The 14,091-nt window shown below is 58.3% G+C and carries 14 protein-coding genes; 5 read left to right on the top strand and 9 right to left on the bottom strand.

Translation table 11 applies throughout. The annotated features are described in order from the left end of the window. The 3 genes from KO492_RS03195 to KO492_RS03185 all read left to right on the top strand — a co-directional run. Positions 1-471, top strand: a 471-nt coding sequence (locus KO492_RS03195; RefSeq protein WP_436835691.1) for an AMP-binding enzyme, incomplete at its 5' end; no start/stop codon positions are given. Positions 472-622: 151 nt separating this feature from the next. Next, complete coding sequence (locus tag KO492_RS03190) at positions 623-1,477, top strand: GNAT family N-acetyltransferase (RefSeq protein WP_216043639.1); 855 nt, start codon at positions 623-625, stop codon at positions 1,475-1,477. 275 nt (positions 1,478-1,752) lie between these two features. Next, positions 1,753-2,379: a PRC-barrel domain-containing protein gene (locus KO492_RS03185; RefSeq protein WP_216043638.1), complete on the top strand. Its 627-nt coding sequence runs from the start codon at positions 1,753-1,755 to the stop codon at positions 2,377-2,379. An 87-nt stretch (positions 2,380-2,466) separates the two neighbouring features. Here KO492_RS03185 and KO492_RS03180 read toward each other — a convergent pair whose 3' ends face one another. The 7 genes from KO492_RS03180 to KO492_RS03150 form a co-directional block, all read right to left on the bottom strand. Then, positions 2,467-3,450 carry an ABC transporter substrate-binding protein gene (locus tag KO492_RS03180; RefSeq protein WP_216043637.1) on the bottom strand — a complete coding sequence of 328 codons (984 nt, stop codon included), beginning with the start codon at positions 3,448-3,450 and terminating at the stop codon, positions 2,467-2,469. A 65-nt stretch (positions 3,451-3,515) separates the two neighbouring features. Continuing rightward, positions 3,516-4,292, bottom strand: a complete 777-nt coding sequence (locus KO492_RS03175; RefSeq protein ID WP_216043636.1) for an ABC transporter permease — start codon at positions 4,290-4,292, stop codon at positions 3,516-3,518. Continuing rightward, positions 4,289-5,158, bottom strand: coding sequence for an ABC transporter permease (locus tag KO492_RS03170; RefSeq protein WP_216043635.1), 870 nt, complete (start codon positions 5,156-5,158; stop codon positions 4,289-4,291). The genes KO492_RS03175 and KO492_RS03170 overlap by 4 nt, the downstream gene beginning before the upstream one ends. Continuing rightward, entirely contained in the window at positions 5,155-5,595 is a 441-nt protein-coding gene (locus tag KO492_RS03165; protein ID WP_216043634.1) for a GNAT family N-acetyltransferase, read from the bottom strand. The genes KO492_RS03170 and KO492_RS03165 overlap by 4 nt, the downstream gene beginning before the upstream one ends. A gap of 106 nt (positions 5,596-5,701) precedes the next feature. Further along, positions 5,702-6,478, bottom strand: a complete 777-nt coding sequence (locus tag KO492_RS03160; RefSeq protein ID WP_066606432.1) for an ABC transporter ATP-binding protein — start codon at positions 6,476-6,478, stop codon at positions 5,702-5,704. 92 nt (positions 6,479-6,570) lie between these two features. After that, positions 6,571-8,025, bottom strand: a complete 1,455-nt coding sequence (hydA, locus tag KO492_RS03155) for a dihydropyrimidinase (RefSeq protein WP_216043633.1) — start codon at positions 8,023-8,025, stop codon at positions 6,571-6,573. Positions 8,026-8,099: 74 nt separating this feature from the next. Further along, complete coding sequence (locus tag KO492_RS03150; RefSeq protein ID WP_216043632.1) at positions 8,100-9,356, bottom strand: Zn-dependent hydrolase; 1,257 nt, start codon at positions 9,354-9,356, stop codon at positions 8,100-8,102. A gap of 346 nt (positions 9,357-9,702) precedes the next feature. On the opposite strand from KO492_RS03150, the gene KO492_RS03145 reads away from it, so the two are divergent. Next, on the top strand, positions 9,703-10,344 hold the full coding sequence (locus tag KO492_RS03145) for a TetR family transcriptional regulator C-terminal domain-containing protein (RefSeq protein WP_216043631.1): 642 nt from the start codon (positions 9,703-9,705) through the stop codon (positions 10,342-10,344). 95 nt (positions 10,345-10,439) lie between these two features. Continuing rightward, positions 10,440-11,060, top strand: a complete 621-nt coding sequence (locus tag KO492_RS03140; RefSeq protein ID WP_216043630.1) for a hypothetical protein — start codon at positions 10,440-10,442, stop codon at positions 11,058-11,060. Between the two features lie 138 nt (positions 11,061-11,198). Here KO492_RS03140 and preA read toward each other — a convergent pair whose 3' ends face one another. Next, positions 11,199-12,497 (bottom strand): NAD-dependent dihydropyrimidine dehydrogenase subunit PreA, encoded by a 1,299-nt coding sequence (gene preA / locus KO492_RS03135; RefSeq protein WP_216043629.1) that lies wholly within the window; start codon positions 12,495-12,497, stop codon positions 11,199-11,201. Positions 12,498-12,500: 3 nt separating this feature from the next. Beyond that, the gene (locus tag KO492_RS03130; RefSeq protein WP_216043628.1) at positions 12,501-13,838 is read right to left on the bottom strand and encodes an NAD(P)-dependent oxidoreductase; all 1,338 of its coding nucleotides are present in this window, start codon (positions 13,836-13,838) and stop codon (positions 12,501-12,503) included. Positions 13,839-14,091: the final 253 nt, after the last annotated feature.

The following is a 14,091-nucleotide window of genomic DNA, read 5'->3' as shown; positions in this document are numbered from 1 at the left end:
TATTACTTCTCCGGCGACGGCTGCCGCCGCGACGAGGACGGCTATTACTGGATCACCGGTCGCGTGGACGATGTGATCAACGTCTCCGGCCACCGCATGGGCACGGCCGAAGTCGAAAGCGCGCTGGTCGCCCACGCCAAGGTCGCCGAAGCCGCCGTGGTCGGGATGCCGCATGAGCTCAAAGGTCAGGGCATCTACGCCTATGTCACGCTGATGAACGGTGTGGAGCCCACCGACGAGCTGCGCGCCGAACTGGAGAAATGGGTCCGCACCGAAATCGGCCCGATCGCCAAGCCGGACTTCATCCAATGGGCGCCGGGCCTGCCGAAAACCCGCTCCGGCAAAATCATGCGCCGCATCCTGCGCAAGATCGCCGAAAACGACACCGGCAGTCTGGGCGACACATCCACGCTCGCTGAGCCCGCCGTCGTGGATGAGTTGATCAGCAATTCGCTCTATAACAGGGGCTGATGAACAAAGTCTGAACCAGACCGATCCAATCAAAGAGAAACCGCCCTTCGGGGCGGTTTTTTTGAGTATTTTTACCATCAGAAAGCCGAAACCCGCGCTTTTGTGGCGATGTTTGCACCAAATCTTAACCTCTCGGCTGCACTCTCTCCCCATGCAAACGCGCGAGATTGACAATAAGGCCGAATGGGAGGCTCTGGCGGATCAGGTGATGGCGCCCCTGCCCCAGCGCTGGATTTACGGTGCGGCGGCACAGCAGATCGGGCGCGGGGTTCTACGACTATGCGTCTATGAGGCGGCGCACCCCATGGCGCTGGCGCAGGTTGTGTTCCGCTGTCTTTTCGGTTTGCACATCTGTTTGGTGACACGCGGGCCTCTGTTCTTTGCTGCCACACGAGAGGCGGAGGTGCTGCGCCTTATACGCCGCGCGCTGCCTGTCGGGGGGACGCTCATAAGTCCGGAGCGCGGTCTGGGCGGTCTGCCTCTGTCTGCCGCACCGGAGATTGCCGAACTGTCTCTAGCGGGGGATTTGGCACATCTGCGCGCGCGGATGGATCAGAAATGGCGCAACGGGTTAAAAAAGGCGGAAAAGTCGGCGGGGTCTGTGACCTGTATCCGACCACCGCCTGCGGCGCTCATGCCGCTTTTGCGTGCCGAGAAAGCACGCCAGAGCAAGGGCGCATATCGCGCTCTGCCGCCCGAGTTTAACCTTGCGATTCAGGCCGCATCTGCGGAGGCGCTCCGGCTGTTCTCCTGCGAGGATGCGCAGATGCTCTTTGTCACACATGGCAACACGGCCACGTATCAGATCGGTCACACGGGCCCGAGAGGACGGTGCAGCAATGCCCATAACCTGATCCTTTGGAAAGCAATGCAGCACCTTCGCTCTGAGGGCATCACACGTCTGGATCTGGGCACGATCAACCGCGCCAAAGCGCCGGGTCTGGCGCGGTTCAAACTGCGCACGGGAGCACAGGCCCGCACGCTCGCACCTGCGCGTTTGCTCTGATTGCCGGATGTGCGGGAAGGTGTCTGAGATGAACACGGACATATTGCCAGAACGCGCTGCATATTGGCGAGGATCGCAGCAGACAAACGATAGGTTCTTGAGTGGCGGGATGATGCGGGAAAATTAAAACCGAAATATATTAGAAAATTTATTGTTTTAAATCAGTATACTACAGGCAAAATCCGGAATGACTTCCGTATTTCTCGGAACAATACTCCGGCGGCATTCATTGTCTCTTCATACATCATGCCAACGCATGAACGAAAGGAAAGACAATGAAAACGCTGACACAAAACCTGATGATTTCTGCCGCCGCCATGGCCCTCGCAACCGCTCCGGCTCTTGCTGATACGACAAGCGAAAGCGATGCCACCGTGGAGGACAACGCAGCGGTGATCGAAAACGACACCACCATGACCACACCGGAAACAGACGACGCGATGGAGCAGACCGAAGGCGAAATGGAAGAGGTTTGGACCGACACCAAAGACACTGCCTCCGACATGGCGGACAGCACAGCCGAGGCCGCTGGCGATGCTTGGGCCGCCACCAAGGACGGGGCGCAAAACATGGTCGCAGCACTTGACGCATTTGGCGATGAAACCGTCTCCGAGATCGTCGGCACACAGGTTGTGACCGAGACCGGCGAGGACGTGGGCGAGATTGATGCTATTGTCTCGGACGACGGGGACATCATGGCGATTGTCGGTGTGGGCGGCTTTCTCGGCATTGCCGAACATGACGTGCTGATCGGCGTCGACCACTTTACCATGGTGGATGAAAACAGCGTCATGATCGAAGGCGCGAGCGAAGAAGAGCTCAAGTCCATGCCCGATGTGGACCAGTCCGATTACACCGCCATCGAGGGCGATATGACCCTTGAACAAGTGATGGGCATGTAACCCGTCCTTCTCCATGTCCCCTCGCGGACATGTAAACCCCGCCCCGGCATTGCGTCCGGGGCGGGGCATTTCACATCTGGCGCGCGCTTATTTCAGCGCAGCATCCGTGATGTCGAGCGTATAGGCCCCGACCGGCTCTTTGGTGATGACCGGATCGGACCCGCCGGCCAGCAAAGACGCAACCGTGCGTTCGTAATCCGCCACATCCAGCGCACCATCCGTGCCCTCAATCAGCTTGGCCACTTCGGTCATCATGCGCACCTGATGCGTCATCGTCTGCGCACCGGTCTCATCATATTCGAGCACAATCTCCGCGGCCTCTTCCGGATGTTCCGCCGCATATTTCCAGCCCTCCATAGAGGCCTTCACAAAACGCGCCATTTTGTCTTTGAACGCCTCGTCTTCGAGGCTCTCTTCGAGCACATAAAGACCGTCTTCGAGCGTGGCCACGCCCTGATCCTCATATTTGAAGGTCACGAGATCATCCGGAGAAATCCCCGCGTCAATCACCTGCCAATATTCGTTATAGGTCATGGTGGAGATACAGGCCGCCTGCTTTTGCAGCAGAGGATCGACATTGAAGCCCTGTTTGAGAACCGTCACACCGCCTTCGGAACCGTCGGTCGGGATGCCCAGTTTGCCCATCCACGACAGGAACGGATATTCGTTGCCATAGAACCAGACGCCAAGCGTCTTGTTGGGAAAATCATCCGGCCCCGTGATGCCGCTCTCTTTCAGACAGGTCAGCATCATGCCCGATTTTTTGAACGGCTGCGCGATGTTCACCACCGGCGCACCGTTTTCACGCGCCGCCAGAGCCGAGGGCATCCAGTCGACCATGACATCGGCACCACCGCCCAGAAGCACCTGCACAGGCGCAACATCCGGCCCGCCCGGCTTGATCGTCACATCAAGATCGGCCTCTTCGTAATAGCCTTTTTCCAGCGCCACATAATAACCCCCGAACTGGGCCTGTGTAACCCATTTGAGCTGCAAAGTCACCTCGTCGGCAGCAAAGGCTCCTGTGGTCATGGCGGCCAGAGCGGCCGCGCTCGTCAGTAGCTTTTTCATATTAAATACAACCTCCAAGTTGTTTAAATGGCCGGATTTTTCCCCGTGCCTTTTTATGACGGACCTTACGATCCGCGTTGTGAGGGGTGCCAGAAGGTCACCCGCTTTTCGATGCCCGCGACCAGCCCGTAAAGCGCTGTGCCGGTCACGGCGGACACCACAATTTCAGCCCAAACCATGTCGGTTGCCAAGCGTCCCATCTCTGTGGTGATGCGAAATCCCATGCCACGGATGGGAGAGCCGAAATATTCAGCAACAATAGCACCGATCAGCGCCAGAGATGTTGCAATTTTAAGACCGTTGAACACAAAGGGCAGCGCCGCAGGTCCGCGCAATTTGCGAAGCGTCTGCACATGGCTCGCCCCGTAGGTGCGCATCAGGTCGCGCTGCATCGGGTCAACTGCCGCCAGTCCGCCCAGAATATTCACCAGCATCGGGAAGAACACCATCACGGCGACCACGGCGGCTTTCGACTGCCAGTCAAAGCCGAACCACATCACCATAATCGGCGCGAGCCCCACGATGGGCAGCGCGGCAAAGAAATTCGCCACCGGCATCAAACCGCGTTTCAGAAAATCGAAACGGTCAATCACCAGCGCCACCACAAGCGCGGCCAGACTACCCATCCAGAGCCCGTTGAGCGCGCCTTTCACCACGGTCTGCACCCAGTCTTCCCACAGGATCGGCAGCGAGCCCGCCATCGCGGCAAGGATCGCACTCGGCGCCGGCAGAATCGCTGGAGAGATGGCGAACACCCGCACTCCGATTTCCCACAGGACCAGAACCAGAAGGCCGAAACCCACGGGCCATGCGAGTTTTTCAAATGTGCTGTCCGTTTTCATACCGCACGCCCTCCCATCATATATCGCGCCAGTTTCTCGAACCCGCCGACGAGGAAAATCAGGATCGCCGCAAGGATTGCGGCGGCAAAGAGCGCCGCCCACATGATCATCGGCTCCCCGAATTGCGAACCGATCAGCATCCGCGCGCCCAGCCCTGCAATCGCAGAGGTGGAGAGTTCCGCGACCACAGCGCCCACAAAGGCAGCGGCGACGGAGACTTTCAACGAGGCAAAGAAATAGGGCATCGAGGACGGCAGGCGCAGTTTCCAAAACACGTCGCGCTGGCTGGCCCCGTAGGTTTTCAACAGATCAAGCTGCATCTGGTCGGGGCTCGACAGGCCTTTGACCATAGAGACCAGCACCGGATAAAAGCTCAGATAGGCGGCGATGATCGCCTTGGGCACCATGAGCGTGCCCGTGCCTGCCGCATTGGAGAGCACGACGATGATCGGCGCGAGCGCGACAATCGGGATGGTCTGCGAAATGATCGCCCAAGGCATAAGCGTCAACCGCCCCACGCGGCTCAACACGATCACCGTGGCCAGCGCAATCCCGATCACGATCCCGAAGCCAAAGCCCAGAAGCGTGGTTTTCAGCGTGATCGAGCCTTGGTAGATCATCGAGCGTTTCGAGGTGATCTTTTTCTCCACCGTGGTTTTCCACAATTCGGTGGCGATCTGGTGCGGCGCGGGCAAGAGCGGGCGCGTTTGCGACATGGTGTCTTTGACCAGTTCGGAGAAGCTGACCTCGGTGCCCGCACGTTCGGCCTGATCAAAGGTCCAAGTGCTGTTCATCTTCACCGCCGCCGCATACCAGATCACGATCAGCACGGCGAGGACGGTGAGAACGGGAACGATCTTGTTCATGCGGCCCACTCCATCCGGTATTGCGCGGGGGTTCCTTCGGCGTCGGGGGCAATCTCGCCCGTGACTCTGAAACCTTCGCGTTCATAAAATCGATGTGCGCGGGTGTTCGGCTGATGTGTTTGCAGCCAGAGAAACCTGCGCCCTTGCTTGGCCTGATCGATCAGCGCCTTGCCAAGACCCTGCCCCGTCGCGGTCAGGTAGATCGCGCCAATTTTGTCCGTGTTCGGGTCCACCGACATATAGCCCACGATGGTCTCCGGTGGCGTCTCCGTGACCACATAGATGTCGCGCAGGTCAAAGACCTTGTCCATCGCCGTCTCGATCATATCCGAGGTCGGGCCTTCCGGCATCCACGGCATGTCCTTTTCCCACGCCACAACGATCACCGCCATGTCGGGGATGTCGTCACGCGTGGCTTGTCTGATCCGTGTTGTCATGCGCGGCCCCCTTCAAAACGGCCTCGCGGCTGTGCGCAAGCCTGACCGACAGGTGTCCGACAGAAGTCCGACAGTTTGCCGACCGCTATTTTTCCCGAAAAACCACTCATAGGTCATGCCCCGCCCGCAGCCCGTCCCGCACCCGATGCGCGATCTCGATGAACTCCGGCGTGTCGCGGATTTCCAGCGGACGCTCTTTCGGCAGCGGCGAGTCGATGACATCCGTGATCCGTCCGGGACGCGGGCTCATCACCACGATTTTGGTCGAGAGATAGACCGCCTCGGGGATCGAATGGGTCACAAATCCGATGGTCTTGTTGGTCGCCGCCCAGAGCCGCAGCACCTCTTCGTTCAGCTTGTCGCGCACGATCTCGTCCAAGGCACCAAAGGGTTCATCCATAAGGAGAATTTCGGCATCAAAGGCCAGAGCGCGGGCAATGGAGGCACGCTGCTGCATACCACCTGACAACTGCCACGGGTATTTCTTGCCAAACCCTTTAAGATCAACGAGTTCGAGCACTTTCTCGACCCGTTTTTCCTGATCCGCTTTCGGAAATTCCATGATCTCCAGAGGCAGTTTGATATTGCCTGCAATCGTGCGCCACGGGTAAAGCCCCGCCGCCTGAAACACATAGCCGTAAGCCCGTGATTTGCGCGCTTCTTCAGGGCTGATGCCATTGACGGTCAGCTTCCCGCCGGTCGGGGTCTCAAGCCCCGCAATACAGCGCAAAAACGTGGTTTTCCCGCAGCCCGAAGGCCCGATGAAGGAGACGAAATCCCCCTTGTTGATCTGGAGATTTACATCTTTGAGCGCATGGACGGGACCGTCACCCGTCTGGAACGTCAGGTCCACCGCCTGCGCGTCGATCACTGGCTTTTTCATTGGCTATGTCTTTGTTTTTGCCGCGTCTTCGCGGTCTGTCCCTGTTGGCAGGCGGGCCGTTTTCCGGCCCTGCCCGATCTCTTTGTGACGCCTCAGACGCCGGTCGCGGGAATACCCGTGCGCACCACCGGTTGCGGCGAGGTCAGTTCTTTCCACTTGGACAGCGCCTTGTTCACCGTCGCATTCGGATCGCGGGCCACAAATTCGCCGTGACCTTCCTTGGCCTTCAATTCGCCCTTGTCCACGGCGACATAGCCCCGTGTGAGAACGTAACGCGGCAGCGCCGTAACCTCGATCCCTTCAAAGACGTTATAGTCGATCGAAGAGGCCTGTGTATCGGCCGAAATCGTCTTGCCCATCGACGGGTCCATCACCACCAAATCGGCATCCGAACCCACCAGAACCGCACCTTTTTTCGGGTAACAATTCAATATCTTGGCGATATTTGTTGAAGTAACGGCGACGAATTCGTTCATCGTGATCCGCCCCGTCTCCACACCTTTGGTCCAGAGCACCGGCAACCGGTCCTCAAGCCCGCCGGTGCCGTTCGGGATTTTCGAGAAATCACCAAGGCCATAGCGTTTCTGCTCGGTCGTAAACGCACAGTGATCGGTCGCCACACAGGACAATGTCCCCGACGCCAGACCGGCCCAGAGGCTGTCCTGATGCTTCTTGTTGCGGAACGGCGGCGACATCACACGCCGCGCGGCATGGTCCCAGTCCTCATTGAAATATTCGCTTTCGTCCAGAACCAGATGCTGGATCAAAGGCTCGCCCCAGACCCGCTTGCCGTTCATCTTGGCACGACGGATCGCTTCGTGGCTTTCCTCGCAAGAGGTATGCACCACATAGAGCGGCGCACCAGCCATATCGGCCAACATGATCGCGCGGTTGGTGGCCTCGCCCTCGACCTGTGTCGGACGGGAATAGGCATGGGCCTCAGGGCCGGTGTTACCCTCGGACAGAAGCTGCGCTGTGAGTTCTGCGATCACATCGCCGTTCTCGGCATGAACCAAAGGCGTCGCGCCAAGCTCTCCACAACGTTTGAACGAGGCATAGAGCTCGTCATCATTGACCATCAACGACCCTTTATAGGCAAGGAAGTGCTTGAAAGTATTGATGCCCTTCTCTTCCGTGATGATCTTCATCTCGTCAAAGACCTGCTCGCCCCACCATGTGATGGCCATGTGGTAAGAATAGTCACAGGCGGCCTGACTGGATTTGTTGTCCCAGACCTTCAATGCATCCAACAGGCTTTCACCGGGGCTTGGCAGGGCAAAATCAATCACCATCGTCGTGCCCCCCGCCAAAGCCGCACGGGTGCCGGAGGCGAAATCATCGGCGGAGAACGTGCCCATAAACGGCATCTCCAAATGCGTATGCGGGTCGATCCCGCCGGGCATCACAAAACAGCCCTCCGCATCCAGAATTTCGTCTCCGCTCAGGTCCGGCCCGATCTCCACGATCACCCCGTCCTCGATTTTCACATCGGCTTTATAGGTCAGATCGGCTGTGACGACCGTGCCGCCCTTGATCACCTTGCTCATAATCTATCTCCTTGTTGGCAAAAAGCGGCGCGCCTTGTTCCCGACGCGCTCCGGCTTTCTGATGGCTCAAATACTCATTCGACGATTTCGGCGGTTTCCAGCACCGCATGCATCAGCACATCCGTGCCCGCAGCGGCCCATTCCGGCGTGATCTCTTCCGCTTCGTTGTGGCTCAGACCATCGACACAGGGGCACATGATCATCGTCGTCGGCGCCACGGCTGCGGCCCAACAGGCGTCATGTCCGGCGCCCGAAACGATATCCATATGGGAATACCCCAGTTTTTCCGCCGCATTGCGCACGTTCGACACAAGTTCTGGCGTGAAAGTCACCGGATCGAAATGTCCGACAGGTTCCACCGAACAGCCCACGCCGATCTCCTCACAAATTGCAGCGGCACGTTCCTCGATCTGGCTGCGCATGGAGGTCAGTTTCTCGATGCTCGGTGTGCGGATATCGACCGTGAACACCACCGTTCCCGGCAAGACATTGCGCGAGTTCGGATTGAATTGCATCTGGCCCACACCGCCCACGGCGTTCGGCTGGTGGTCCATTGCCACCTCCTGCACCATCTCCAGAATCCGTGCCATTGCCAGCCCGGCGTTGGTCCGCATCGCCATCGGCGTGGAGCCGGTATGCGCCTCTTTTCCGGTGAGCGTGAATTCCAGCCACCAAAGCCCCTGACAATGGGTCACAACGCCGATGTCTTTGCCCTCGGCTTCCAAAATCGGCCCCTGCTCGATGTGCAGCTCGTAATAGGCATGCATCTTGCGCGCGCCGACCTCTTCGTCACCTTTCCAGCCAATACGCTCCAGCTCTTCGCCATAGGTCTTGCCCTCAAGATCGGTGCGGGCATAGGCGTAGTCCATCGTGTGTTTGCCTGCAAAAACTCCGGAGGCCAGCATGGCCGGTGCAAAACGCGCGCCTTCCTCGTTGGCCCAGTTGGTCACAACAATCGGGTGTTTCGTCTTGATGCCCAGATCATTCATGGTCCGCACCGCCTCAAGCGCGCCCAGAACCCCCAGAACCCCGTCATATTTTCCGCCGGTGGGTTGGGTGTCGAGATGCGATCCGACATAGACCGGCAAAGCCTCATGATCGGTGCCTTCGCGAGTCATGAACATCGTGCCCATAGCATCGACCCCCATAGTCATCCCCGCCTCTTCACACCATTTCTGGAACAGCTTGCGGCCCTCGGCATCTTCATCGGTCAGCGTCTGGCGGTTACAGCCTCCGGCCACCCCGGGTCCGACCTTTGCCATCTCCATGAGACTGTCCCAAAGACGTTCCGAATTGATTTTGAGGTTCTCACCTGCGGCTGCGCTGGCCATGGGGTTTCCTTTCCATAAATCTGTCGTTCCAAACGGATCACCCTGATCGGCACTGCGGGCGCATCGCCCCTGTCGCACCGGGATTGCAGATCACCGCCAAAACCGTTCAAGTGTCCATGTCATACGACAGACCTCTTTGCTCCGGATGTGGTGACGCTCTATCTCCCTCAAGGTTTGACCATTTGGTCAAGGGAACCCTAACAGCAACTCGCGAAGACACAAAACAATGCGAGTGCCTAAAACCCATGCAAACTTGCACCACGAACGGTTTTAAGGCAATTCCCGCTTCGGTTTGACGTTTTTTTTAGCAAGTATGTCCCTACAGGTGACAGGAAGCAGGATCAGAATGGGAATCAATCGTGATACGTTGGGGCGAAAACCCCGCACAAGAATCCAGAAAAAGAACACAGAAGCCATTCTGGATGCCGCTCTCGATGTTTTTTCCCAATACGGATTTCGCGGCTCGACACTGGACCAGATTGCCAAAGCCGCAGGGCTGTCAAAGCCGAACCTGCTCTATTATTTTCCCTCGAAAGTCGCGATCCACCGCGCCTTGATCGACGAGTTGATGCAAAACTGGCTTGATCCATTGCGCAAAATGCAGGCAGACGGCGAGCCTGTAGAAGAGATCCTTGCCTATGTTTTACGCAAACTTGAAATGGCCCGCGAATTCCCGCGCGAGAGCCGGTTGTTTGCCAACGAGATCGTGCAAGGCGCGCCCAATATCATGGACAAGATCGAGGGAGAGCTGAAAACACTGGTCGAGGAAAAGGCCGCCGTGATCAACGGCTGGATCGCCTCGGGTGCGCTGGCTCCTGTCGATCCCTATCACCTGATTTTCTCGATCTGGTCGACCACCCAGCATTATGCGGATTTCGATGTGCAGGTCCGTGGCATTCTGAAGCCCGAGGGGGACGCCCATTTCAAAGATGCCGAAGCCTATCTCGACACGCTGTTCCGTCGGATGCTCACGCCACCTGCGGGTTAACCAAGAGTCAAAATAATTGGGGATATTAACCCCTGAAAAACCGTAATCTCTTATAAAGATTCGTGGTGGGGGCTCCTGAGAAAAGGAGCTTGAGCATGACCAATGTGACGGGCGTGCCGGCTTTCGGAGGCGGTGGATTTGCATTCCGGCAACCACCTGATCCGCCAAAGCCGGACGTTCCCGAAATCGCGGAAACCGCGTTGAACGGAACGACGACTTATACCAAGGGGAACGAGCTTCCCGGCCAGAACGGCGATATCCTGACCTATCCACGCACAGAGGCCGCCGAGACTGCCTCTGGCGCAGTTCCGACATCTGTCTCGGAACACCCCTCCGCTGCGCAGAACGCCTTGCCCGAGGATGTGCTGGTCGGACCGACACCGGCATTTCAGGCCTCTGTTCTGGAGGTCAGGATGGACCTGCGCAACGCCATCGCCGAACATGCCGCCAAACGCACGCAATCAGAGGACGAGGCCGCAATCGCGCCATCGGCTCGTTCGCAGAGCACCGGAATGTCGGACGCAAGATCGGCTTCAATGCCGGATAGAGTGCCGCTTGAGAACGGGAACGAAGCGACTAGAGACGCGCACGCAGAACAACAGGCCGTCGAGCAGACATTATCTCTGAGTGCCGTGCCCGCTGAGGCCATAGATCCGGAAAGCCGTTATGCCGGACCGGCAGCGGTGCAGCCGACACCTTTTGACGGCGGATCATAGGCCCGCCTTAGGCACCGCGTCTCACATAACAAAAAGAAACCCCCGCGACATCACGGGGGTTTACTCTTTTGCACAAACTGCGCCTGCAACATAAAGACCAGCACCGAAGGAAAGCACCCTCACCTCCGGCGCGCCGGATCACTCCGCCGAGCAAGCCGCCACATTGTTGGGATGCGTCGTCCAGTTGGCATAGTCGCCAACCGTCTCTCCCGTGCGCGGATCCACCTCGCCTTTTTCAAGCGTTTTCATTGTGATGCACCCTTCAACCGGACAGACATTCACACAGAGATTACAGGCCACACATTCCTCATCCTTGACGGTAAATATCCGGTCCGCCGACATTTCAATCGCTTGGTGCGACGTATCCTCACAAGCCGCATAGCAGCGCCCGCATTTGATACAGTCGTCCTGACTGATCTCCGCCTTGGTGACGTGGTTGAGGTTGAGATATTGCCAATCCGTCACATTCGGCGTGGCTTTACCGACCAGTTCGGAAAGCGCCATCTCCTTTTCATCAAGGTATTGGCTCAGACCCGAAATCATCTCCTGCACGATCTTGAACCCGTAGGTCATTGCCGCCGTGCAGACCTGCACATTGCCCGCACCCAAAGCCATGAACTCCGCCGCGTCGCGCCATGTAGTCACGCCGCCGATGCCGGAGATCGGCAGGTTTGCGGTTTCACGATTGCGCGCGATCTCGGCCACCATGTTCATGGCAATCGGCTTGACCGCCGGACCGCAATAGCCGCCATGCGTGCCTTTGCCATCAATCATCGGCTCGGGCGCAAACATATCAAGGTTCACAGTGGCAATCGAATTGATCGTGTTGATCAGAGACACCGCATCCGCCCCACCGCGCAGAGCCGCCTCGGCGGGGGCGAGAATATTGGTGATGTTCGGCGTCAGCTTGACGATCACCGGCAAGTCCGTCGCCTCTTTACACCAGCGCGTCACCATCTCGATATACTCAGGCACCTGCCCTACGGCTGCGCCCATGCCGCGCTCGGCCATCCCGTGCGGACAGCCGAAGTTCAACTCGAACCCGTCGCAACCGGTTTCGGCAATGCGCGGAATGATGCTCTTCCAGCTTTCCGCATCACAAGGCACCATCACGGAGGCAATCAGCGCCCGATCAGGATAGTCTTTTTTGACCCGCGTCATCTCTTCGAGATTCACCTCCAAGGGACGGTCGGTGATCAATTCGATATTGTTCAGCCCAAGCAAACGCCGGTCCGCGCCGTAGATCGCGCCGTAACGCGGGCCGTTGACGTTGACGACCGGCGGGCCTTCCTCGCCAAGCGTTTTCCAGACCACACCGCCCCATCCGGCCTCGAAGGCGCGGCGGACGTTGTATTCCTTGTCAGTCGGCGGCGCGGAGGCCAGCCAGAACGGGTTGGGGCTTTTGATGCCGCAAAAAGTGCTCGTCAGATCGGCCATGGCTCAGCCCTCCATCAGCTTGGCGTGGATATCTTCAGCGGCATCGCGGCCCTCGGCCACGGCCGTCACGGTCAGGTCTTCCCCCCCGGTGGCACAATCGCCTCCGGCCCAGATGCCCGGCACGGAGGTCCGCCCCACAGCATCCACAGCAATCTTGCCACCCGTGATTTCGATCTCTTCCGGCACACCATCAAGCGCCTGACCGATGGCCTTGAACACCTGATCCGCAGGCAGACGGAAAGTCTCCCCCGTGCCTTTGAGCGTGCCGCCATCCTCGGCGGTATATTCGAATTCCACCTCGGTCACAGACCCGTTGCCGTAAACCGCGACAGGGGCGGCATTGTAGAAAATCTGCACGCCTTTGGAGGCGGCAAGATCCTGTTCATACTCGGAGGCCGACATCCGCGCGCGGCCACGACGGTAAACCATAGACACGTTTTGCGCGCCCAGAAGCTTGGCCTGCACCGCCGCATCCACGGCGGTCATCCCGCCACCGATCACCACAACATTGCGCCCGATTGGCAGTTTCGAAAGATCCTCTGCCTGACGCAATTCCGAGATGAAATCGACAGCATCAAGAACACCGCTCTTGTCTTCGCCCTCGGCACGCAGGGCGTTCACACCCGCAAGACCAATGGCAAGGAACACCGCATCATATTCGGACTTGAGCCCCTCAATCGAGAGTTCCGCACCAAGTTTTTTGCCATTCACAACGGTGATCCCGCCGATCTGCATCAGCCAGTCCACCTCTTTTTGGGCAAACCCGTCTGGTGCCTTGTAAGACGCGATGCCGTATTCGTTCAGGCCGCCGGACTTCGGACGCGCGTCAAACATCACCACATCGTGACCATACATGGCCAGACGATGCGCCGCCGAAAGCCCCGCCGGACCGGCTCCGACCACAGCGACGGTCTTTCCGGTCGGCTCTGCGCGGGTAAAGGGATGCACCCCCTTCTCCATCAGAATATCGGTCGCATAGCGTTGCAAACGGCCGATCTCGACCGGCTTGCCTTCCGCCACCTCGCGCACACAGACCTCTTCGCAGAGCGTCTCCGTAGGACAGACGCGGGCACACATGCCGCCCAGAATGTTCTGCTCCAGAATGGTCTTTGCAGCGGCCTCCGGTGTGCCTGTCATGATCTGCCGGATAAACAAAGGCACATCAATCGAGGTCGGACAGGCCGTCATACAGGGCGCGTCGTGACAAAAGTAACACCGATCCGCAGCCACCAGTGCCTCGTGTTCATCGAGCACCGGATGCAGATCGGAAAACTGCGCCGCATAGCTTTCCTCGGGCAGGCGTCCGGCTGTAATGCCAGGCGTCAGCGGGGTGTTGGACATCGGCTTGCTCCCTATTGGCTTGCTTTTCTTGTGACTCGAAGGTGGCAGGCTTCATTTTTTTATCAAGCGGTAAAATTTAAGACATGGTCATTTTCAGTCTTTTGCGCCGCCTCAAGCCACATAATCATGCGCAAACGCCCAAAACATGGGCAGAGTTTACGTCATTCTCCGGCGCGGCCGGCCGGATAGCGGGTTTTCACGCAACGTCACAACCCCTATATACGGAGATCAGAAGATCAATCAGCCTGGGCTC

The sequence above is a fragment of the Celeribacter halophilus genome (assembly GCF_018860305.1).
Classification (GTDB): Bacteria; Pseudomonadota; Alphaproteobacteria; order Rhodobacterales; family Rhodobacteraceae; genus Celeribacter; species Celeribacter halophilus_A.
This window is presented reverse-complemented; position numbering and strand designations above follow the sequence as displayed.